The sequence below is a fragment of the Gilliamella sp. B2772 genome (assembly GCF_026536985.1).
GTDB classification, from domain to species: domain Bacteria; phylum Pseudomonadota; class Gammaproteobacteria; order Enterobacterales; family Orbaceae; genus Gilliamella; species Gilliamella apicola_E.
This window is the reverse complement of record NZ_JAFNNB010000001.1, coordinates 897,529-921,173: the sequence shown is the minus strand read 5'-3', so window position 1 is coordinate 921,173 and position 23,645 is coordinate 897,529. Positions and strand designations below refer to the sequence as shown.

Here is a 23,645-nt window from a genome sequence, read left to right as displayed (position 1 = left end):
GTAATGAATTTGATAAGGCAACTTATCGGAATGGAGACAGCTACACTTTTTTTCAAGATGAATAAATTTAACCATATGATTAATTTGTTATTTTATAGTGGGTGTACACTCAATTTGCTTGAAAACTATCGAGCGAAAGGGTAAGTAAGGAGGTTAATATGTACTCGATTGGGATCGATATCGGGACAACAAATTGTAAATTATGTGTTTTTGAATTGCCTTCACTAAAACTGGTTGATAGCGTTGCTTTTCAAACCCCTAAAGTGATTTCAGAATATGGATCGGACTTTGATATTACATCGTTATATAACCAGCTTGAAAAGGCTATCATTACGCTTATTGGTTCATCTTCTCAAGCGCAAAATGTTAAAAATATCGTTATTGCAAGCGTAGGTGAATCAGGTGTACTGATTAATGAAAAAGGTGAGGTGGTAGGCCCGGCAATCACTTGGTATGACACCAGAACTAAGAAAAATGTAGCAGAAATTAATCAAAAATTCACCGATGATGAGCTTTATGCAATTACCGGTATTCCTGTGCATAGTAACTATAGTTTAACTAAAATCTTATGGATTCGAAAAAACATTGATTTGGATATTGATAAAGTTAAATGGTTATGTGTTGCCGAATATATTGCTTATAAATTGACTGATGTAAAAAGAGCAGAGCCTTCACTTGCGTCAAGAACGCTGGTTTATGATCTGAAAAATCATTGTTGGTCACAAAAAATTGCGTCAGCTTTTGCGCTTAATCATCTATTTTGCGATCTTGTTCAATCCGGCAAAAATATTGCGAAACTTAAACCAGCATTGGCCCAAAAACTCAATTGTAGTCAGTCAATCATGGTTTCAATTGGTGGTCATGACCATATGTGTGGTTCGATCGCAGCCGAACTTAAACCGGGTGAAATTTTAAACTCAACCGGCACCACTGAAGGATTACTGTTATTACGTAATCAAGCCAATTTTGACAACGGTTTTTTAGATAGTCATCTATCAAATGGGCAATATGTTATTGATGATTTATATACGCTTTATGCTTCGCTTCCGTCAGCGGGATATAGCATTGAGTGGTTTAAACGATCTTTTTCGGTGAGTGATGATGAATTTAATCAATTAATCGATTCATTGCTTGGCAAACTGACCGATTTACCTTACCTCAAAGCAAACCTATCAATCTTTATTCCGCATTTGCGGGGAAGTGGACCACCTAAGCGTAATATTGATGCCAAAGGGCTTTGGTATGGGTTTGATGAAAACAGCACTTTATCAAATATATTATTGGCTGTTTTTCAAGGATTGTGTTTTGAATTAAAAAATACCTTGACCACTATTGAGCAATTAACCGCAAGCTATCACCCCATAATAAAGGTAATCGGTGCGGCGGCAAAAAATCCACTGTGGTTGCAGTTAAAAGCCGACATTCTTGGTCGAGAAATCATATCGTGTAATATCAAAGAAGCGGTTTGCAAAGGCGCAGTCATGTTAGCCGGATATCAAAATCACTATATTGATAAAAATTCAGATAAGCAGAGTGATAACTATATGGTTCGGTATATCCCCAATTTGCAAATAAATCACTATTACAATTCCGTTTTTAAACACTATTACCAGCCATTTTTTGATTTAAAAAACTGTTTAGAATTTCAAAGTAAAAAGGACAATAAAGATGAAAGCGTTAGTATGTTATAAACAAAACGATTTAAGAACAGAGGATCTTCCGATTCCTGATATTTCTGATAATGAAGTATTGATAAAAATGCTCGCCTGTGGTTTGTGTGGTACCGATATTCAAAAAATTAGGGGCGATAGTGTTAATAAGCCTACCGTGCTAGGACATGAAGTAGTCGGTGAGATTGTTAAAAAAGGCCAAAACGTTGATCGTTTTGAGTTGGGCGATAGAGTTATCACCGCAATACATGTTCCTTGTTTTACTTGCCACTATTGTAATAAAGGACATTACACAATTTGTGAGCAATTTAGAACAAATAATATCGATCCCGGTGGTTTTGCACAATTTATTCGTATTCCCGAATTACATTTAAAGCATTTGACCCATAAGGTTTCCGATAGTGTTACAGATGAAGAAGCTACCTTAATTGAACCTATTGCTTGTTGTTTGCATGGTCTTAAGCAAGCAGATATTAGACCTAATGATAGTGTACTTATTATGGGCGCCGGAACAATCGGCATCTTACATGCGCAATTAGCCAAAATTAAAGGCGCAAATAAAGTCATTATTAGTGATATGTCTGAATTTAAATTACAAACAGCACTAAAAGTAGGATGTGATTATGCAATTAATATTGCAGAGAAAAATATTTTTGAAGAAGTGAATAAAATCACTCATGGGCAAGGTGTTGATGTCGTTGTTATTGCTGCCGGGGTTTCATCATTAGTGTCTGATGCAATTAATCTGGTAAGAAGGGCGGGGAAAATCATTGTCTTTTCCGGGTTTGATAAAAATAAAATGGTGAATATTGATGCCAGCCGTTTCTTTAAGGATGAAATTAGTATTATCGGCACTTATTCGGTGACACCTTATGAGTTCCCGGAAGCGTTAGATCTACTTGAGAAGAAAAAGCTCAATACTCAAGAAATGATAACCCACGTTTTTCCTTTAGATAAATTAAGCGAAGCGATTGACTTATCGACTGATCCTAAACAATCAGTATTAAAAGTTGTCATAAAAACTGAACTATAACAAGCCAATTACTTTGTTTAAAACAGCACAATCATTGGCAATGATGAGATGAGCAAAATTTAGTATTAATAAGGTAGAACAGATGAAAAAAGTATCGATTATTCTTATTTTAGTTGTGTTATTGATTAACTTTTATTCTATCAGTTATGGTTTATATTCGAATTTTGCTCATTTTCAATTAGATGTTTTTTCAACACTGCTTTACTTGGTCATACTGTGCTGTATTGCGCTGTTGATTTATTTGATTATCAAAAAAAATCAGAACACGCCAATTTATCTCACTTTTTACTTTTTTCTTTGTTTAATTACCACAACAGTAGAGATTATCTATTTATCTTCACAGCAAATCGGTACAGGTAACAATATAATTTATTTTTTGATCTATTTTTCACTATTTAGTTATGTCATCAAATCAATCAGCCTTAAAAAATATTTCTCTACTTCAAAAAATTGAAAGGTAACAACTTTATGTTTAAAAACATCAATCTTTATTTTGTCCGCCATGGTGAAACAAAATGGAATCAATTACAGTTATTTCAAGGATCATCAGATTCTCAACTCACTTTAAATGGTATTAATCAAGCAAAATTAACTGCTAAAGCAGTAGACAAGGTGAATTTTGTTAACGCTTATGTAAGCCCACAGAAGAGGGCTGTTGATACTGCAAAGCTTATTATTAATAACCGAGATATTTCCTTAAATTTGCATAAAGGATTAAAAGAGATTGATTTTGGTCAATGGGAGGGTAAATTTGTGCCCGATTATTATGCTGACCCAAACTTTATCTATTTACAAACTGATGCCCAAAAATATTCAATAGCTGACAATCAAGGAGAAGATTTTAGAAGTGTATTTATGCGTTCCATACAGGCAATTGACGATATCATAACTGAAAATCATCATGGAAATATTTTAATTGTTTCGCATGGTTCATTGTTAAGACAACTGATTTATGTTCTTACGGGTGGAAATTGGCAAGAACATTTACAAAATACAGAAATTTTAGCAAATACCAGCATTAGCATTATTAATTATAAACAAGATGATATTGACTCGTGTGGTTATTTTACGTTGACATCGATTAATCAAACCGATCATCTCTAATAATAGAACGGGACTTTACTGATTAAATTGGTTAAACAGCGTATTATATCCATCTAAATTACATCTGCGTTTTAAATTTGGTTATGGGTAATCATTCTGCTATTTGGATTTTGTATATTATCAGAACGGCTAAACACTCTTTATATACCGGTATCACAACTGATGTCGCCAGGCGTTTACGCCAGCATCAAAATGGTAAAGGAGCTAAACACCTTAAAGGGCATCATAATTTAACCGTTGTTTATCAAATCAGTGTAGGTGACAGATCAACCGCATTGAAACTTGAGTATCGTATAAAACAGCTTTCTAAACAGAAAAAAGAGCAACTGGTGGCAAACGCCCCCGACTTAGTGAATTTATTAACTTTGATCAATCGATGATTTGCTCAATTGCAGAATATTGAATGATATTATTGTCCTGATTTGCAATAGAGGTTATTTGGCGTAATTTATTCTTGATACTGCTCAATTTAAAACATTGACATCAATTGTAGCGGTGGCGCTTTAATGGCTTGACTTTGACGATTAAATTCAGCTAATTGCTGATACCAAAAATCAGCATCGATTATCCAAGGAAATGCGATTGGAAAAGCTCGGTCTTGCCAACGCTGAACTATCCAAGCCAGGTAGTGCACCATTCTCATTGCTCTAAGTGGTTCAATTAAACTCAGTTGGTTCATATCAAAATCATAAAACTCTTGATAGCATTCAAGAATGCTATCAAGTTGCAATTGTTGTGCTTTTCGATCGCCATTGAGTAACATCCAAATATCTTGAATCGCTGGTCCATTACGTGCATCATCAAAATCGACAAACATGGCACTATCACGCCATAATATATTACCCGCATGGCAATCAGCATGAAGGCGAATTGGTTGCCAATCGGTATGCCAATGCTGCTCAACAATCTGTATTAAGTGGGTTAAACTGGTCTTGAGTTCGTCATGGATTTTCTTAGGGATCAAATTAGAGGTTAACAAAACTTCTTTAGGCTGATAAAGATATTCTTCCAGTCCAATTGTGGGGCGATAAATAAAAGGTTGTTTTGCACCAATTTGATGAATACGTCCCAGCAAAGTGGCTACCGATTCCATTTGCTCGATATTATCACTTTCATATTGCCGTCCTCCTACACTTGGGAACAGAGCAAATAGGTAGCCTTCATATTCATGCAAAGTCTGACCATTAAAGGTTAATGGTGCAGCGACAGGAATATTAGCTTCTGATAGTTGCTTAGTAAATTGATGCTCTTCAAGAATTTGTGCCTGATTCCAACGATAGGGGCGATAGTATTTGGCGACATATCGTATGCGATCCTCATCAGAAAATTGATAGACACGATTTTCATAACTATTTAAAGCAGTCAGCCCGGAATCAACCCGAATACCAATGGTTGCCAAACTAGCAAAAATAACGTCGGGTGATAATGATTGAAATGAAAAGGCTGAACTATCCATTTTAGCGTTCCTTTATTGCTGTCTGAACCATTGGTCTAATTTCTGTTTCAAAGGCTCTAAGCCGATACGTTTTGGCGATGAAAACGGTGCAACAGTAATATCACCTTGAAAAGGTAAGATAGCTTCTTTAACCATGTTAACCTGTTTTTTTAATGCGCCTGAAGCGAGTTTATCGGCTTTAGTTAACAGTAGCATAACAGGAATATCAACTGATACAGCCCATTCAATCATTTGTTGGTCGAGATCTTTAAGCGGATGCCGAACATCCATTAATACAATTAAGCCTTTTAAGCTTTCTCGTTTTTGCAGATATTCGCCTAATGATTTTTGCCATTTGCGTTTAATCGCTTCCGGAACTTGTGCATAACCATAGCCCGGTAAATCGACTAAACGACAATTTTCTTCCACTTCAAATAGGTTAATAAGTTGCGTTCGTCCCGGTGTTTTACTAGTTCTTGCTAAAGATTTTTGATTGGTTAATGTGTTAAGTGCACTTGATTTACCGGCATTAGATCTGCCGGCAAAGGCAACTTCAACGCCACTATCAATTGGTAAATGTGAAATATCGGGGGCACTTAAAATAAAATGCGTTTTAGCATAGTTTAATGGTCGAATGTCGGTCATAAAAAATGTCCTTTAAGTGCATTAACGGCACTTAATCACTTAAAATGCCGTTACTGTATAGAAAAACTTAGGAATTGACAACTTTTTCGACTGCTTTACTAAGTTGGTTCATTCCTTCGTTTATTTCGTCTTCAGATATAATTAGTGAAGGGGTAAAACGAAGCACATTTGGTCCTGCATTAAGGATCATTACTTTAAATTCGGAGGCAACATTCAAGAAGTCACGTGCTTTATTATGAAACACTGGCTGTAATTCAGCACCTAAAAGTAGTCCTTTACCACGGTATTCTCGAAATACTTTGAATTTATCATTTATATTTTCAAGTTGTTCAATAAAGATTGCTCGGCGTTTTTGAACGCCTTGAAGTACATCAGGTGTGTTGATAATATCAAATGCTTCACAACCAACTGCACAAGCAAGAGGGTTGCCACCATAAGTTGTGCCGTGAACACCAGGGTGCATTACTGATGCTATGTCATCGGTTGTTAACATTGCACTGATAGGGAATCCTCCGCCAAGTGCCTTTGCGGAAGTTAAAATATCTGGAACTACGTCATATTGTTGATAAGTGTATAAAGTACCCGTTCTTCCCATTCCACATTGTACTTCATCGAAGATTAACAAGGCATTATATTGGTCGCAAAGCGCTCGTACACCTTTTAAAAATTCTGGTGTTGCTGAGGTTAATCCTCCTTCTCCTTGTACCGGTTCTAACACCACGGCACACGTATGATCATCCATTACTGCTTTAACGGCATCTAAATTATTAAAAGGGACATGAATAATATCAGCAGGTTTAGGACCAAAACCATCGGAGTATTTAGCTTGTCCACCCACTGATACTGTAAAAAAGGTGCGACCGTGAAACGATTGATAAAACGAGATAATTTTAGTTTTATAAGGAGTATATTTTTGAGCCGCATAGTATCTTGCTAATTTGAAAGCAGCTTCATTTGCTTCAGCGCCTGAATTAGCAAAGAAAACGCGCTGAGCAAAGGTATTATTAATAATTTTTTGGGCAAGGCGTAAAGCCGGTTCATTGGTAAAAACATTACTTACATGCCATAATTGTTCACTTTGTTGGTGTAAGGCATTAATTAGCCTAGGATGGCAATGACCAAGCGCGTTAACCGCAATCCCTCCTGCAAAATCGATATACTCTTCACCATGTTGATCCCATACTCTACTACCTTTCCCTTTAATAGGTATAAATTTAGCTGGTGAGTAAACGGGTAGGATTACTTTGTCAAACAGTTCTCGTGTTATTTCTGGCTGCATTATACGATCCTTATCTTATCTAACAGTATTTTTCTATTTTATGTTATTTATAAAGATAGTAAAGTAAATATTTATTCATAAATACTGAATTTATATTCATTTAAAAAAGTTGGATATTTTGTATATTTTATTCTTTTCTGCAATTATTTTCGGGTATAATTAGCGATTAATTAATAATCGTTAATAAAATAGGAATAAATATGAGTCGTATTATTTATTGCCATTATTTAAAAAAAGAATCCGAAGGTCTAGATTTTCAGCTTTACCCAGGAGAGCTAGGCAAGCGTATTTATAATGAAATTTCTAAAATAGCATGGCAAGAATGGCTTAAGAAGCAAACAATGTTAATTAATGAAAATAAGCTTAATATGATGAATTTAGAACATCGTAAAAAAATTGAAACCGAAATGATAAAGTTTTTGTTTGAAGGTGAAGATGTGGTTATTGATGGATATAAACCTGAAAATTGAGAGATTACAATGAAAAACAATTTTAAAATTCTAACATTACTCATTTCAGTAAGTTTATTAACAGCCTGTCCTGGCTCAAATAACAAAAAAACTGATGAAGACTATTATATAAAAGATACTAATGCATTTAATATTTTAATAAGTCAGTACGCTAATAATATAGAACAAATCTGGGGACCTAAAGAGGTTCTTATTGCTGGTCCTAAAGATTATGTTCAATATGAAGATAATCTACAAACTCGAGTTCATATCAATTTTGTTTCTGGGATAATTACCATTGAAACTTTATCTGATACACCAATCAATAATTTGAAGGACGCAATTGTATCAACATTACTTATGCCAGAACCTGTTGATATTATCAGGCGAGATAAAATAAGTCAGGATTTATCACAAGAACCTTTTTTATATAACCAGGTTCTTGATCAAGAAAGACAACCAATTCGTTGGAGTGGTAGGGCAAATAGCTTTGCCGATTATTTGCTTGCCAATACTTTAAAAGTACGCTCTTCTGGAGCTCATAAAATCACTTATGTTGAAATCAAACTTGTTCCAAACCACATTAATCAACGTGCAAGAAAATTCTTACCTTTAGTGACTGAAGCCTCAAATCGTTACTTTATTGATGAACGATTGATTTTAGCTATTATGGAAGTTGAATCAGCATTTAACCCATTTGCGGTAAGTCGTACAGATGCATTAGGATTAATGCAAGTACAACAACATACTGCTGGTCGAGACATCTTCAAGTTGCGTGGAAAACCAGGTGAACCGAGTCGTCAGTTTTTACTTGACCCTCGTAATAATGTTGATATGGGAACTGCCTATTTATCTTTACTAAAAACGAAGTATTTAGCAGGCATAAATAATCCAATATCACTACGATATGCAATGATCACCTCTTATAATGGTGGGGCTGGAAGTGTATTACGTACTTTTTCTGATGACCGAAATGAGGCGATCAATATAATTAACTCCATGACACCTCAACAAGTTTATCGCAAATTAGTGACTTCACATGTTTCTCAAGAGTCACGAAATTATCTTATCAAAGTTAGTAGAATTCTAGATAATAAATAAAAAGTATCTATTTTTTATAGGACTATCACATTATTTTAAATAAATAATATTGTGATGGTCCTTTTAACAAATATTAAATTTCTTATGCAAAATTTAATATTTTAACCTTCCCCTTTCATTTCTTAAAAATAGCTTACCACAAGAGTTGTAAATAACGCATAATAATTTGTTTTATAATAATATTTTGACTTACAACTCTTATCAAATATGAAGTTGCTGGCTATCAATGGCAAATCTAGAATATATCAACATTTTTATAATAAATTTCTAATATTTATATGTTTGTAAATGAACATATAGAAAATTTTCATTTCTTTAATTTTGAAATTTCTTCAGCTCTATTTTTATAACAACAAGATGTATTTAAGTGAAAGGAAATAATAGTTCATGGTCAAATTTAATCGTTTCCGTAACATTTCTTATCTAAGTATAAGTGCTGCATTTTTACTTGGTTCAAATAGTGTTTATGCGAGTACAGAGACCGTACCAAAATTAAATATTATCCGCGATGAATTTAATTCAGCGGAAAAACTAAATTTAAGTATCTATAATCCGAAACTTAAATTAACATCCCAAGGTTTATTCAATACCCCAATGGGGCTTTATGTTTATACCAACTATCCGAGTAAAATAGCAGAATATCAAATCACTATTTATCGCCAATCTGATGTTGATAACCAACATCCAATAAAAACATTGAAGTTTAATGAAATTAGCCCATATGAAGCACTATTGTGGCAAGGTGATACCGACAATGGAGAACCATTGTCAATTGATAGTGATTATAAAGCGATTTTAACCACGACTAGTCATGACGGTTTAAAAGATAACGTTCATGCCGTTAACTTTAGTACATTAGGGCGTGGTATAAAACAAGAGAGTGAATTTATTTCATATAGCAAATCTAATGTTTCTTTCTCACCAGCCACTAACTTGACCTTTGGTAAATTAAAATCAGATAGTACTATTCCTGGTTTTGGAGAAAGTCGGATCGATCATCAAGGCATTGTCAGTGGTGCGCAGGATCGTAAAGTTGTCATTCAAATGGCGGGACTAAAAGATAAAAAAGATGTGATGTTAAATGGTGAACGATTGGTGGTGGACAATAGTGGTCGTGCTATGCGAGAGATGATCTTATCGCCAGGAGAATATCAGTTCGATTTAACTTGGAAAGATGAATTTGGTCAAACTCATTCACAAAACGAAAAATTAGTTGTTCAAAAAGAAAATGATGTTTTTTATGTCGGTATTGTTGATGTCACTTATGCTCAAAATAATGTTAGTGGTGAAGGTCAATCAATAGTGGAAGATGCTGATAGCCATCATTATAGTGGTAAAGGTAGTTGGGATGGTCGAGTCGCATTTTATTTAAAAGCCAATAAAGAAGATTATCGTTTAACAGCTCATTTAGATACCACCGAAACCAAATTAAAAAATGCGTTTGGTCATTTAGGTGAAAAAGACCCAACGCGTTTTGTTCGAGAAATCGATCCTCAAGCTTATTATCCAATTTATGGTGATGACTCAACCACTGAAAGTGATGTTGATACCGAAGGTAAATTCTATGTTAAGTTAGAGAAAGGAAAAAATTACGGGTTATGGGGTAATTATAATACCCAAATTACTGGCAATGAATTTGCAAATTTTAACCGAAGTCTATACGGTGCTAAGCTTTACCATGAAAGTGAGCAGACAACAAAATATGGTGATACTCGTACATTAGCCACCATATTTTTATCAAATGGTGAAACACGAGGTAGTCACAATGAATTAGCCTCAACGGGTGGTAGCTTATACTTTTTGAAACATCAACGTGTAACTCAGGGTAGTTTAAAACTTTCTGTCGAAGTGCGTGATCGTAACACTGGACGAGTATTAAGCACCAGCACCTTAAACGAAGGTGTGGATTATGAAGTTAACCAATTCCAAGGTCGTATAATGCTAACTAAACCATTACCGATGACCTCCAGTGGTGGCTCGGGTAGTTCTATTATCGAAGGTGGAAATTTAGTTGGTGGTGACCCAGTTTGGATTATTGCTGAATATGAATATTACTCGGATGGATTTGATCTTGAAGGTCAGAAAGTATTTGGTGGAAGAGCTTATCACTGGTTAAACGATTATCTACGTATTGGGGGGACTTACCTAAGTGAAGATCAGGCTAGTGGTGATAATTATGAATTGAAAGGTGTGGATTTAATTGTAAGGCCAACGCAAGGAACACATACTCAATTAGAATACGCCAAAACCAAAGCGAAAATGAATGATATATTTGTATCGAGCAATGGTGGTCTATCATTTACTGAAACTGTGCTATCAGGTGATACTCGTGGAGCCGCTTGGAAAATAGAACAAAAAATCGATTTTAATGATTTTACCGAAAAAGATGTTCCACTAAGCTTCAAAGGCTATTACTCGATGCAACAAGAAGGTTTTTCATCTTTTGCTAAAGCTCGTAGTAGTGATTTAGAAGAGTGGGGCGGTGAATTGCGTTATGACTTTGAACCAGATAAACAAGGTGTATTGGTTGGTCATAGCCAAGAAAAAGATAAAGCAAATTACGTTGAACGAATTACTCGTGCACAATATTACACTGCCTTAGGTGAATTATATAAAACCGCTTTAGAGCTCCAACAACGAAATGATCATAATTATGGTAGTGATTCAACTAAAGAAACATTAGTGGCAGCAAAATTAGAACGTTCATTTTTTGATGGTCGAGATAAAGGTTATATCATCCAACAATTAACCTTAAATAAATCAGGCGATGTTGCCGATGATAACCGCACAACGTTAGGTTATAACTCTCAAGTGACAGAAAACATCAATATCGGTGCTGAAGTTTTTGGTTCTAACCGAGGTGCAGGAGGTGGTGTACAAGGTAGCTGGGATGTTAATGAACGAACCAGTTTATACACTAAATTATTAAATGATGTCGATTCAACTTCTGGTCGTGGAATAACTACTGTTTTTGGTGGAAAAACCAATGCGACAAGTAAAATGGAGTTATATTCTGAGCGTCAATTTAAAACCAGCAAAATCGATCACACTACTTCAGATATCTATGGTGTCAATTATAAGCCAACTGAAGCGCAATATGTCGAAGGGTCTTACTCTATAGGTCGAGTAAATAACCGTAATCGAAATAGTACCAGTCTGACGGGAAATGATGAAACTCGCCGAGATGTATATGCAGTAGGTTATGGCTTTAAAAATGACAAATTTCAAATGCGTAACCGCCTTGAATATCGTATAGATGAAGCGAGTGAGCGTATCAAACAATGGGTAACGACAAACCGAGCTAAAACTATCGTAAGTGAGAACTTAAGTTGGCTTACTCAGTTTGATTTTGCTAAAACATTAGGTGAACGCGATGATAAAGTTGTGAGCAATTATACTGAATCTATGGTTGGTTTTGCTTATCGACCCCAAGCCATTAATAACCTAAATCTGTTTGGAAAACTAACCTATGTATATGGATTAGATCCTGACGATCAACTAATCGCAAACTCTACCTCATCAGGCAGTAAAAGTTACACATCAAGCTTATATGATCAGAAGAGCTGGGTGTGGTCGTTAGAAGGGGTTTATGAATGGAATGCAAATTGGGAAACGGCGTTTAAAGCGGCGCACCGTCAAGGGCATTTACGTTACAAAAGCGAAAGTAATTGGTACTCATCAGGCGCAGACTTATATGCCTTAAGAGTCAATTACAAGCTTGGCGATTGGGAATATCAAGTAGAAGGAAGAACCTTACGCACAAGTTTAGCTGATGACCATAAAGATGGTTTAGTCACAAGTGTTTATCGCAATGTTGGTGACAATATCAAGATGGGTGTAGGTTACAACTTCACTGATTATAACGATAACTTAACGCACCTGAACTATCGTTCACATGGTTGGTTTGTAAATGTCGTGGGGAGTTTCTAATGAAAAGTTGGCAAAAAGTTAAAAATGGTCAACCGCATTTACATATGCAAGTTAAATCAGATCAAAAAGTTGAAAACGTTAAAAAGAATTTACGCATATCAGGAGATAAGATAATGCGAACTGAGCATAACGCAAAATCTAAAGAAAGATCATTAGTAAAAATTTTTAATTATAAAGCGATAATAAAACACTTTAATTTGGTGTTGTTCTCATTTTTTATTTCGTTTATGGCATTATCTGCAGCAAATGCAATACCGATATCAGGTAAAGTATTTTTAGACTATGATGGAAAATCTAATAATGTTAACTTCCCATTAAAGAACTTACCTGTTGAATTAAAAGACTATACAGGTGCAAAAATTGCTAGCGTACAAACTGATGATAGTGGGACATTTCAATTTGATGTCTCTTCATTAGGTTCTTATAAGATTGAAGTAAAAACTAGTAATAATGAAAGTGTAGCGAAGTCAGTTTCGATAAATGGTATGACGGGGGAATTAGGTCAAAACCTATTTTTAAAAGGTAATGGAGGATCAATTTATCTTAAAGTTAAAAATGATAATAATCAGGGGGTTGGTAATATCCCTGTTAAATTACTTAATTCATCAACCAAAAATGTCATAGTGTTAAATACTGATACTAATGGTGAGATAGAGATAAAAAATACATTATTGAATGATGAATATACTGTTTACTTCGATAACGAAGTTGATGTCTTCCTAAAAAATTTAAAGTATAAATTGTGGGATGTAACCTTACCTAATGGTAATAATGTTTATGAAGACAAAGTTAAATTCTTAATGAAAGGGGCGGTACAAAAAGGCTCTTTTAATCTTAAACAACGAAATCAAAATAAACTAGATGGTGTTGTTGTAACCGATATAGATAATGATGGACTGTATACGGTCAATACAGATATAGGTATAGAAGGTATCAAAGTAAATATTTATTATGAAAATACCAATATTCCTGTAATGGGAACAACAACTGTTACAACTGGGGTTGATGGTTTCTATGGTTTCATCGACTTACCTGTAGCGACTTATGATATTGTAGTATCGGGCGTACCAGCTCCTCCATATAAATACTTACAAAGTGATTTAAAAAAGAAAGCAAAAATACCCGATGCAATAGGTATTCCTACTGGTCCTGATTTCGTTTTTCAAATCGATCCAAAAGATAAAACTTTATCAAGTATATCTGGTAATGTTTTTAAAATTCAAAAATATATTCAAGCAGGTCCTGATTCTGGTAAAACGGGCAATAACCTTTATGATGCTTCGGCCGGAGATGTTGGTATTGCAACTGTAGTTGAACTTCATCAACATGATGGTTCTGCATGGAAGAAAATTTCTACTGTAAACACAGATGGTTCTTCAGGGTTTTACCAATTTATAGGTCTTACTAAAGGTAAAGATTACAAAGTTGTATTGACTGAAAAAGGTATTGATAAAAGTAAATTCTTTTTCATCAATGATACGGATGGTAAATCAACAAGTACTTCACCAAAATCAAGAAGTAGTCATAAAGGTAAAGTGACATTAAGCAATAACACAAAAGACAATATTGCTGGAAAAGAAATTATTTTACCTAATTTAGGTGATAAAATAGCAAATCAAAATTTCTGGTATTCATCAATACTAGATAAGCTAGGTGATTTATTTGTTGTTAATTATCTAGAAACAGCTGGTGGACATTGGAGCTGGAGTACAACTTACAATGGATTAGAGGCTCAGTCGGCAGGTACCTATACCAAAATAGTGTTTTATGAAGAAGATGGGGTTACACAAGCAACTGATTCTAAAAATAATAAACTTGAAGTTTCATATCAAACACCAGGATTTTATGGTTTAAGAGGTTCTCAAAATTATTTCGTTGATCGCGCTGGTTTATTTTATTATTCAGTCGTGGATTATGATGATACTCTTTTAGATACACCTAGATCAAGAAACCAGAATTATGAAATAACTGTAATTCCTGGTAAAAATTGGGAAGATGCATTATATTTCACACCTAAACAAAGAAATACTATATCAGGTTATATTTATTTAAATAATAGTCACCCTGATGCTTTAGGTAGTTATGTACCTGGTTATGATACTCCTATTAAATATAATCGAGTTGTTTTAGAAAGGAAAGTTCAAGGTAGATGGACTGAATTTACTGTCTTTTCTACTGATGAAAATGGTAAATATGAATTTACAAATATACCAAACGGTGATTATCGAATTACTGCCAAACAAATATATGGTTTAGCTAGTAATATAAAAGACGGTGATTTAGTATTTGAAAATAACGATAAAAATAACGGTTTTTTAATAGATCCAAGTAATAACCAAAGAACAATCTCACAAATTGAAATATCAGTTAATGGAGGTAATACATATAATACTAATACTAATTTTTGGTATAAATTGAAAGTCAATGAATATGTAATACGAGGAACCGTATATCTTGATACATGGCTAGGCGACAGTATAATACAGACTGGACAACTTTATAATTCTAATGATTTGCCATTGAAATATGCAACTGTTTTACTTTGCCAAGATGGTGATGAAAGCGATTGTACAGAAAACGGTAGGAATTTCCTTGATAAGAAAATTACAGATGATAAAGGCGAGTATTTATTTGATAGTCAACTTAATGGTGTAACTGCTAATAAAAATTACATGATTAAGGTAAAATATGATGGAATAAAAACAGTTACTAATCCTCGTGAGAATTTATATCCTTTTTATAGAGTTAGCTTTACAAAACTTGATGCACCTATTACTAAAAACTTTCTTATGCAAGGTAAAGGTACTATTTCTGGTGGTCCAGTTAATGATTTAAATGGTGACACTGAATATGCTGGTGATCAATCAAGTGAAAATGGTAAAGGGCTCTTTGTATTATATTATTGGGATAAGGAGACTAATAAATGGGCATATTGGTCTAAACTTGGTGATTATTATCGAACATTCAATTTAAAATCACTACCAAAGGGCAAATATCGAATTGTTCATGACACTAACACTTTTGACTATATTGATATAGCAGATCAAGATCCAGCCACTAGTCCTGGTACATTAGAGTTTGAAGTTTTAGCTGATGGTTCTTTAGCTAATGATATGCAAGCAGATAAACAGTGGTTTATGCAAGCAACTAGTGCTCCAGATGCTTTAACTGAAGGTATTACAGGTAACTTGTATTTAGATGTTACTGGTTCAAATGTTAAGAATGAACAGTCAATATTGTTAACTAAGGAACAATTAGAAAAATATAATTCTTCCCAAATAACTGTTGAAGGGGTGTTTACTCCTCGTCTTTACAATAAGTATTACAATGGAAATTTTGAATCAATCTTTGATACACCAGATTTTACTGATAATGAAGTAAAACAAAAAGGTAGCTTTGTTTATAATCTATCTACCTCAAGAAGAAAAAATAAATTATACCTTTCCAATATGATGTTAAAACTCAAAGGATTAGATAATGCATTTGAAATAGTAGGAAATAGCAGTGAAATAAAAGGAAACTTCTTACCCAACAAGGTACAAAAGGGTTTGGAGTATATGAAAGTTGGAATATCGCCAAGTGGTGCTCGAGATCAATATTGGTTATTAAGATTAAGAGAAACAACAGAAATTGGTGGGAAACTTTATTACGACTACGATAATAATGGCGCTTTTGAGCCTAGTAGCGGTGACGTACCAATGACTGGAGTTCGAGTAGAATTATATCGTGATGGTAATTTATACTCATTTACAACGACCGATCGTGACGGTAATTATAAGTTTACAAATCTTTTATATGATGACTATACAATTAAAGTCACAGATGAAGGTTTAGATAAGACTCGTTATGAATTAAAAAGTTTATCTGACACAATTTCTAATATCAAAATTACACAAAGTAATCCAACTGTTACTAGTGGAGCGTTAGATTTTCTTTATAAAAAAGAAGGTGACACTTCTATTTATGGCTATGTATTGATTGATATTAATAATAATGGTGTAGCAGATATTCATTTTGATAAAACAGGTGATATGCCAGTACAAAATGTTACTATTAATTTGTATAAAGGTTCTACGAATAGTTCACCATTTAAGACAATACAAACAAATCAAATTGGGGTTTACAGTTTTGATTTAGATAAAAATCAACTCAATGATACTTATTTTATAGAAATTGTACCTCCAACTGGTTATGGTGTTATTTCTAATGTGGATAATAATACTAATACGATTTTATCTCCAATCAATTTTAGTACAGGAAGAGAAAGTCAAAGAAGTAAATACTTTTTATTAGCAGGAGGAACGAACCCAAATCCTTCAGATGGTATTAATAGTCCTACAGCAAAAAATAGTGGTATTGCTGGTAAAACATTGATTGATGATCCAGAACCAGCAAACTATAAACCATTAAAGAATGTTTTATTAAGTTTAGTTGATGGAAATGGTAAAGAGTTAGCACGTCAATATAGTGATTCTAATGGCGAATACCACTTTTATAATTTGCCGAGTGGAACTTATAAGGTAAATGTGAAACAACCACCAGCAAATTATGCTATTGTTAGAAATAGTGTGAGTACCATTCAACCAATTGATACTATTTCAGGTATTGCTATTACTAATACAGGGGTAACGGATAAAACCTTCTTCTATAGCAAAGCAAGCCATGATGGTATCCAAGGTAATATTTATGTTGATTTTAGTGATACTAATACTGATACAAGTCATTTGAATGAGTATGCACATTTAATCAATAGTTCACACCAAGTAACAGTTAAGCTTTATGATGGTTTAAATGGTACAGGTCAGTTGTTAATGACACAATTGACAACCGATGGGCACTATCATTTTGCAGATCTTTTATATGGAAATGATGTTGATTACTCAGTTAAAATTGAAATGAACACTCTTCCGGACTATGACTTTAAATTCAGTAAAGCAGGTAATAGAGTACAAGATATTGTTATTCCTGTAAAAGCATTGAAAGAAGAGGGATCATTAGATAATCACTATGTAGTTTTAGGTAAACAACAACTAGGTGGTGATGTTTGGATAGATAATAATAATGATAAGATTAAAACTGATCAAAAACTGACTAATGATGTTGAGGTTGAATTATCTTATCAAGTACCAAATACAAATACTTTTAAAACGCTTAAGAAGACAAAAACGGCTAATATTGCATTGAATGGTAATGCATCGAAAAATGGGCAATATTTGTTTGATAAATTACCAAAAGATTATAATTATCAAATTAAGGTTAGTACGCCTAATTCGACTGTATTAGTACCAGCGACTGATATACCGAATAATACTAATACATTCAATTTTGAACCTTTAACTGATAATGATTTTAATAGCAGTACAGCTTTCAAATATACTGGACGAATATCAGGACAAATTGTTATTGATGTTGATGATAGCAAAGATAGAACCGGTGCAGACACTAGTTTTGCAGGTGTTAAACTGGTTCTAACGAAAGTATCAAGTTCAACTTTCAGTGGTGGACAAACTTCATTTGAAGCAACAACTGATCCAAATGGTAACTTTGCATTTGATAATGTTCCGGTAGGAAAATGGGCTATTTCAACAGCATCTTCACAAACAATAACTGATTGGAATAGTTATGTTCTAAATTATACGACTATTGGAAATAATGTTGTTCCAATACAATCAGGTAATAATTTATCGTTAGAAGTTGAAGTGACAACTACTCAAAGTGTTGTTGATAACATTGATATTGGTTATCGAGGTAATAGTAAGATTACCGGTTATGTCGTTATTGATAGTGATAGTGATGAACAATATAGTTCTAACGATATGAGCTTTGGTCAGCTAGCTACTCCTATAACTCCGAAAATAACACTAACTTCGGCAACCAATAAAGCTGGATTTAAAACAAAAGAATTTACTGTTGATGCATCAAACGGTCTTTTCGAAATAACAGGATTGAGCGCTTATAATTATGAAATAAGTAGTAATGTGAGTGATTCTAATTATAAATTAGTCTTTAGTCCTGGATATCCATCACCTGCATCTGCGACAGCAACGTTTAATGTTAATGGACCAAATGATACAAGTTTTGAAACAAATCCAAATACAAGAGCGTTTGGGTATCAATTTGCTCGTAAATTATCAGGGAATGTTTATTTAGATATCGGTGGGAATGAGTCTGAAAAAACATTTAATCCAAAACTTGATGGGGCGGTAGTTAAAGTTGAAGGCATATTGATTAACAATAAGCATGTAACTTATACTAAAACTGTAGGAAGTAATGGTGAATTTACCTTCAATAATATTACTGAAGGTAAATGGACAGTATCTGTTTCTCATCCGACACGAACTGATTTAACCTATAGTTATTTTGTTGAAAAATTGGTAACCCCAACTGTTGTCAATAATAACAGTATCACTTATGAAGTAGATTCAAATACTGGCAATGAGATCAATCTTGATTTAGGTATGAAAGGCCAAGCTAAGATTACTGGTAAAGTCGTGTTTGATAATGATGCGGATGAGCAATTGTCATCACTCGATACTGGTGTCGATGGTTTAACTATAAAATTGATAGACCCAAATAGTGATACCGTTATTTATAAGGAAGCGGTATCGAATAGTGATGGTGAATTTACTTTTGATAATTTAGCCAATGGCAGCTACCGAATTAGAGTGACTGACCCATCTAATAAATTAAATGGTTATGTCATTAGCTTTAGTCCTTCTGGTCAAGCATCAGCAAATACTGCTTCGGATATTGCGACAATTTCTATTTCAGGCGATGCTGCGCAATCAGATAGGAATGACTTTGGTTATAAATCTAATTTAGGTATAAGTGGACATATCTATCAAGACATTATGGGGAATGGTCAGCATAATACTAATTATCCTCCGTTAGCTGGTGTTGGAATTACCGCAGTTAATCAAAGTAATAATTTAGCTATTAATGCAGTTTCTCTTGCAGATGGTAGTTATTCACTAAACAATCTAACTGCTGGTACTTGGATAATTAAAATTTCAAATTCACCGTCAGGTTGGAATTATAGTTATTTTGATGCTGCCGTAGGTAATGCAACTATTAGCGAAGTTAACCCTGGCGAATTGAAAATAATAATCGCGTCAAATGATACGGTAGGAAAAAATATTAATTTCGGTTTGAAAGGTAGTGCAAAAATATCAGGTAAAGTTGTTGTTGACGTGGATGTAAATGATAATGTCGGTTTAAATTATCATGCAGCATCAATTGATAGACCATTAAGCGGTGTAGAGGTTACCCTTAAAGCAAATGGTTTAAACGGTACAACCGCTATTTCAACAACTACAGGAAGTGACGGTAGTTATAAGTTTGAAAACCTTACCGCATATAATGATTATGAATTGACTGTTAATGATAGTAATTTGACTAGAGCTGGCTATCAAATCAGTTTCAGTCCAGCTATGATAAATGGTGGAGCTGCAATTAATCATGATATATTAGCATTAACATCTGCTACTCAAGATCTTGCTCAGATTGACTATGGTTATAAGAGCCAAAAAACCTTGAAAGGAACTATTTATAAAGATGTTTCTGGAAAAGGTGTGCATCAAACATACGATACAACTTTAGCGGGAGTTACCGTTGAGGCAAGAGATGTTAATGATCATAATATAGTATTAACTGCAATTAGTGATCCTAATGGTCAATATGAAATTAATAATATAGCTGAAGGTCAATGGGATGTAACTGTAAACGCAACAGCCGTTGCAGGTTATAGTTACAGTTATGTAATTCAGCCTCAAGGTTCAAATTCAACATCTATAACAAATGGAACAAGAATTAAAATTGAAGCAACATCTTCTAATTTGGTCACAAATGTTGATTTTGGATTGAAGGGACAAGCAAGTATTAGCGGTCAAGTTGTAATTGATGTTGATACTCAAGATGGTAATGCTATTTCATCTCGGGATATCGGTATTGATTCTCTAATTCCAAATTATCAAGTTGAGTTATTTGTAGACGATAATTTAATTGATAAGAAAGCCGCAACTACTACTGGAACAAATATTGATGAGCTTGGTAAATATCAATTTGACAATTTAGCTTCTGGTATTAGTTATAAAGTTAAAGTTAGTATGGGAAGTAATAGTTACATTAGTAGCTTCATGCTTACTGATAGTAATATTGCCGCAACAATCAATAAAACAGATAACTTGATGGAAGAAACCTATCAGTTTGCTAGTGCAACAGATCAAGCTAAAAACGTTACATTTGCTTGGAGTGGTATTAGTGGCATTAAAGGTAAAGTGTTCTTGGATAATAATGATGATGGAGAATATAATCCTTCAATAGATACAGCTATTAATGCTCCAATAACAATTACCTTTAAAAATGTGAATAATCCGTCAATTAACTTCACACGTAATTTAGCTGCTGGTGATATAGATTATGATGTTGCTAATCTTATTCCGGGCAAATGGAGTATTGAAATTGCTGGCGTACCATCAACACTAAAAGCTAGCTTTGACCCTGATGATGCCCATCATAATGCAAGTGGTGAATTAAAATTACCGCAAACTGCGAATATTGCCGTTATAAATATTACAGGTAAGTTATCTGATCAAAACTTTGGTTATATCAATGGTGGTATTATCGAAGGTAAAGTTCTAGATGATAATCAAGGTGCTGGTTTAACTGGAGTATCTGGTTATAAAGGTTTATCTGGAGTTAAAGTTTACTTATTAGATGGTAATAAAAACCATATAATGGATAGAAATGGTCGTCCAATTGTTTCGACCAGCAATGACAATGGTAAATTTAATTTCCGTAATCTAATCAGTGATACTACTCGTAGTACAAGCGCACGTTACTTTATCCGTGTTCTTTATGGCGATTATAATGATGGAACTGTTAGTGTAGGTCGAGGTAATCCTTTATATGATCTAATACCATCATTTGATAAGTATAGAGATGCTAGTGGCAATTTAGTAGAGCATGATTTAATTAATCTCTCTAACCCACCGGCTACAATAAACTTTAATGGTGTAGGTGGTGAACATACTGTACCAGTTATGGTAAATGATGGAACAAGTAATTTAGCATATGGAATTTTATTAGGTTATCGTAGTTCAGATGCTGATATAACTATTGCTAAAATTGCATTAAAAGATAAGGTAACGGTTGGTGATATTGTTCCTTACTCTATTAAAATAACGAATAATAGTTCACGCGTTTCAACTATTAAGATCAAAGACGTTTTACCAGCAGGCTTTAAATTTGTTAAAGGCTCCACTCGCCTTAATGGTAAAAAAGTTGAAGATCCTACTGGAGGAAGAACAGTAAATTCACAACTTATTCAATTAAAACCAAAAGGTGAATTAACCTTTACCTATATGCTTGTTGTTGGTGCTGGTGTCACTCAAGGTGAATACACTAATACAGCTGTAGCAGTTAATTCAATAAATGGAAAAGTTGTATCTAATACTTCTCAGGCAACAGTAACTGTTACTGCTGATCCATTATTTGATGATGCACTAATCTTCGGAAAAGTGTATGTTGATAAAAATGGTAATGGCGTTCAGGACGAAGGTGAAGAAGGCTTAGGTGGTGTAAAACTAGTTACTGTACGTGGTGAAATTATTACAACTGATGCTAGTGGCCGTTATCACATAGTTGGTGTATCTGGCGGACGTTGGGAACGAGGTGCGAATTTTGTTCTTAAATTAGATACAAGATCACTACCGAAAGGCTATGAAGTAATTGGGCGTAATCCTAAAGTAGTGAGAGTATCACCAGGCTTACCAAGTAAAGTTGACTTCACAGTTTCAGAGGAAAAGAGTCAATAACAAATGAATTTGGATCGTAAGATCCAAATTTTAAACCACCTTAATTTCCGTCCTTTTCTGATTTATTAGGAAAAGGGCGGAATTTTATATTTCTAACTGATAATTACATTGATTTATAATTGTTTATCTCTAAATATTAACTATTTAAGTGCAGAAAAAAAACATTGAAAAGTAACTAAAAAAAACAATTGGTTAAAAAAAATGTTTTTTTTTAACTAAAAAATTGATGATCTGACTTAAATTAGTAGTATACTATGCGCCTCATAAAAGCATAGTTTTTTTGAGGATGTCAACTTGAGTAATGATAAGCTTGTGGACTCGTTTTCTCCCGCGCAAATGACCCAAATCGCCGAGGAACTTGGCAACTATAAAGTAAATAAAAACCCTACTAGTACCATAGTATCAGCTATCCTTGCAGGTGTTTTTATCTCTATCGCATTCGTTTTCTATATTACTGCTACAACAGGAACTTCAACCGTTGCTTTTGGCTTGGCTAAATTAGTTGGCGGTATCTGCTTCTCGTTAGGTTTGATGCTTGTTGTATGTTGTGGAACAGATCTTTTTACTTCAACTATTTTAACCATTTTACCTAAAATGACACATAAAATTAGTTGGATAAAAATGTTCCGTAATTGGATTTTGGTCTATATTGGTAACTTTATCGGTGCTATAATATTTGTAGGAATTATTTGGTTTTCTGGGCAATATATGGTAGCCAATGGTTTGTGGGGATTGAATGTATTACAAACCGCAGATCATAAATTACATCATACTTTCATCGAAGCTGTATTTCTTGGTTTATTAGCTAATTTAATGGTTTGCTTAGCTGCTTGGATGAGTTATGCTGGTCGCAGTCTACTTGATAAAATGCTAATTATGGTATTACCTGTAGCAATGTTTGTTGCAAGTGGTTTTGAACATAGTATTGCAAATATGTTTATGATTCCTATGGGAATTGTAATTAATAATTTTGCATCACCTGAGTTTTGGACTACTGTTGGAATATCTCCTGATTCATTTAAGGCATTAACCGTTGAGCATTTTATTGTAAATAATTTAATTCCTGTTACTATCGGGAATATTTTAGGAGGCTTGTTAGTCGCTATCCCTAATTGGGCTTTACATCTTCGTAAGCCACATTGATTTTATAATATTTACCCTTATGTAAGAGTAGATAGATATTT

General features: G+C 33.9%; 13 protein-coding genes. 10 read left to right on the top strand and 3 right to left on the bottom strand.

What is annotated here, in order from left to right:
• The first annotated feature begins 158 nt into the window (after positions 1-158).
• The 5 genes from J3T98_RS04315 (at position 159) to J3T98_RS04295 (ending at position 4,187) form a co-directional block, all read left to right on the top strand.
• The gene (locus J3T98_RS04315) at positions 159-1,691 is read left to right on the top strand and encodes an FGGY-family carbohydrate kinase (RefSeq protein ID WP_267362217.1); all 1,533 of its coding nucleotides are present in this window, start codon (positions 159-161) and stop codon (positions 1,689-1,691) included.
• Complete coding sequence (locus J3T98_RS04310; protein WP_267362216.1) at positions 1,669-2,703, top strand: zinc-dependent dehydrogenase; 1,035 nt, start codon at positions 1,669-1,671, stop codon at positions 2,701-2,703. Before J3T98_RS04315 ends, J3T98_RS04310 begins: the two co-directional genes overlap by 23 nt.
• An 82-nt stretch (positions 2,704-2,785) precedes the next feature.
• Positions 2,786-3,157: a hypothetical protein gene (locus J3T98_RS04305; RefSeq protein WP_267362215.1), complete on the top strand. Its 372-nt coding sequence runs from the start codon at positions 2,786-2,788 to the stop codon at positions 3,155-3,157.
• Between the two features lie 14 nt (positions 3,158-3,171).
• The gene (locus tag J3T98_RS04300) at positions 3,172-3,807 is read left to right on the top strand and encodes a histidine phosphatase family protein (RefSeq protein WP_267362214.1); all 636 of its coding nucleotides are present in this window, start codon (positions 3,172-3,174) and stop codon (positions 3,805-3,807) included.
• 83 nt (positions 3,808-3,890) lie between these two features.
• Complete coding sequence (locus tag J3T98_RS04295; protein ID WP_065562309.1) at positions 3,891-4,187, top strand: GIY-YIG nuclease family protein; 297 nt, start codon at positions 3,891-3,893, stop codon at positions 4,185-4,187.
• Positions 4,188-4,276: 89 nt separating this feature from the next.
• Here J3T98_RS04295 and J3T98_RS04290 read toward each other — a convergent pair whose 3' ends face one another.
• The 3 genes from J3T98_RS04290 to J3T98_RS04280 all read right to left on the bottom strand — a co-directional run bounded on the left by J3T98_RS04290 (position 4,277) and on the right by J3T98_RS04280 (position 7,166).
• A complete protein-coding gene (locus tag J3T98_RS04290) occupies positions 4,277-5,263 on the bottom strand; it encodes a serine/threonine protein kinase (protein ID WP_267362213.1) in 987 nt (328 codons plus the stop codon).
• 12 nt (positions 5,264-5,275) lie between these two features.
• The gene (gene yihA / locus J3T98_RS04285; RefSeq protein ID WP_416380604.1) at positions 5,276-5,887 is read right to left on the bottom strand and encodes a ribosome biogenesis GTP-binding protein YihA/YsxC; all 612 of its coding nucleotides are present in this window, start codon (positions 5,885-5,887) and stop codon (positions 5,276-5,278) included.
• Between the two features lie 67 nt (positions 5,888-5,954).
• Positions 5,955-7,166, bottom strand: a complete 1,212-nt coding sequence (locus J3T98_RS04280; protein WP_267362212.1) for an aspartate aminotransferase family protein — start codon at positions 7,164-7,166, stop codon at positions 5,955-5,957.
• A 200-nt stretch (positions 7,167-7,366) separates the two neighbouring features.
• Between J3T98_RS04280 and J3T98_RS04275 the strand changes: the two genes are divergently transcribed.
• From J3T98_RS04275 to focA, 5 genes are all read left to right on the top strand, one after another.
• A complete protein-coding gene (locus J3T98_RS04275; protein ID WP_065562305.1) occupies positions 7,367-7,636 on the top strand; it encodes an oxidative damage protection protein in 270 nt (89 codons plus the stop codon).
• Positions 7,637-7,645: 9 nt separating this feature from the next.
• Entirely contained in the window at positions 7,646-8,716 is a 1,071-nt protein-coding gene (gene mltC / locus J3T98_RS04270; protein ID WP_267362211.1) for a membrane-bound lytic murein transglycosylase MltC, read from the top strand.
• Between the two features lie 387 nt (positions 8,717-9,103).
• Positions 9,104-12,646: a hypothetical protein gene (locus J3T98_RS04265; protein WP_267362210.1), complete on the top strand. Its 3,543-nt coding sequence runs from the start codon at positions 9,104-9,106 to the stop codon at positions 12,644-12,646.
• Complete coding sequence (locus tag J3T98_RS04260) at positions 12,646-22,461, top strand: SdrD B-like domain-containing protein (protein ID WP_267362209.1); 9,816 nt, start codon at positions 12,646-12,648, stop codon at positions 22,459-22,461. The genes J3T98_RS04265 and J3T98_RS04260 overlap by 1 nt, the downstream gene beginning before the upstream one ends.
• Positions 22,462-22,755: 294 nt before the next feature.
• Positions 22,756-23,604 carry a formate transporter FocA gene (focA, locus tag J3T98_RS04255; RefSeq protein ID WP_267362208.1) on the top strand — a complete coding sequence of 283 codons (849 nt, stop codon included), beginning with the start codon at positions 22,756-22,758 and terminating at the stop codon, positions 23,602-23,604.
• Positions 23,605-23,645 lie beyond the last annotated feature (41 nt).

Excerpts from the sequence above, each read along its gene's own strand:
- J3T98_RS04310 (WP_267362216.1), top strand. The coding sequence starts at position 1,669 with ATGAAAGCGTTAGTATGTTATAAACAAAACGATTTAAGAACAGAGGAT.
- J3T98_RS04275 (WP_065562305.1), top strand. The coding sequence starts at position 7,367 with ATGAGTCGTATTATTTATTGCCATTATTTAAAAAAAGAATCCGAAGGT.
- J3T98_RS04305 (WP_267362215.1), top strand. The coding sequence starts at position 2,786 with ATGAAAAAAGTATCGATTATTCTTATTTTAGTTGTGTTATTGATTAAC.
- J3T98_RS04290 (WP_267362213.1), bottom strand. The coding sequence starts at position 5,263 with ATGGATAGTTCAGCCTTTTCATTTCAATCATTATCACCCGACGTTATT.
- mltC (WP_267362211.1), top strand. The coding sequence starts at position 7,646 with ATGAAAAACAATTTTAAAATTCTAACATTACTCATTTCAGTAAGTTTA.
- J3T98_RS04260 (WP_267362209.1), top strand. The coding sequence starts at position 12,646 with ATGAAAAGTTGGCAAAAAGTTAAAAATGGTCAACCGCATTTACATATG.
- yihA (WP_416380604.1), bottom strand. The coding sequence starts at position 5,887 with ATGACCGACATTCGACCATTAAACTATGCTAAAACGCATTTTATTTTA.
- J3T98_RS04315 (WP_267362217.1), top strand. The coding sequence starts at position 159 with ATGTACTCGATTGGGATCGATATCGGGACAACAAATTGTAAATTATGT.
- J3T98_RS04300 (WP_267362214.1), top strand. The coding sequence starts at position 3,172 with ATGTTTAAAAACATCAATCTTTATTTTGTCCGCCATGGTGAAACAAAA.
- J3T98_RS04295 (WP_065562309.1), top strand. The coding sequence starts at position 3,891 with ATGGGTAATCATTCTGCTATTTGGATTTTGTATATTATCAGAACGGCT.
- J3T98_RS04280 (WP_267362212.1), bottom strand. The coding sequence starts at position 7,166 with ATGCAGCCAGAAATAACACGAGAACTGTTTGACAAAGTAATCCTACCC.
- J3T98_RS04265 (WP_267362210.1), top strand. The coding sequence starts at position 9,104 with ATGGTCAAATTTAATCGTTTCCGTAACATTTCTTATCTAAGTATAAGT.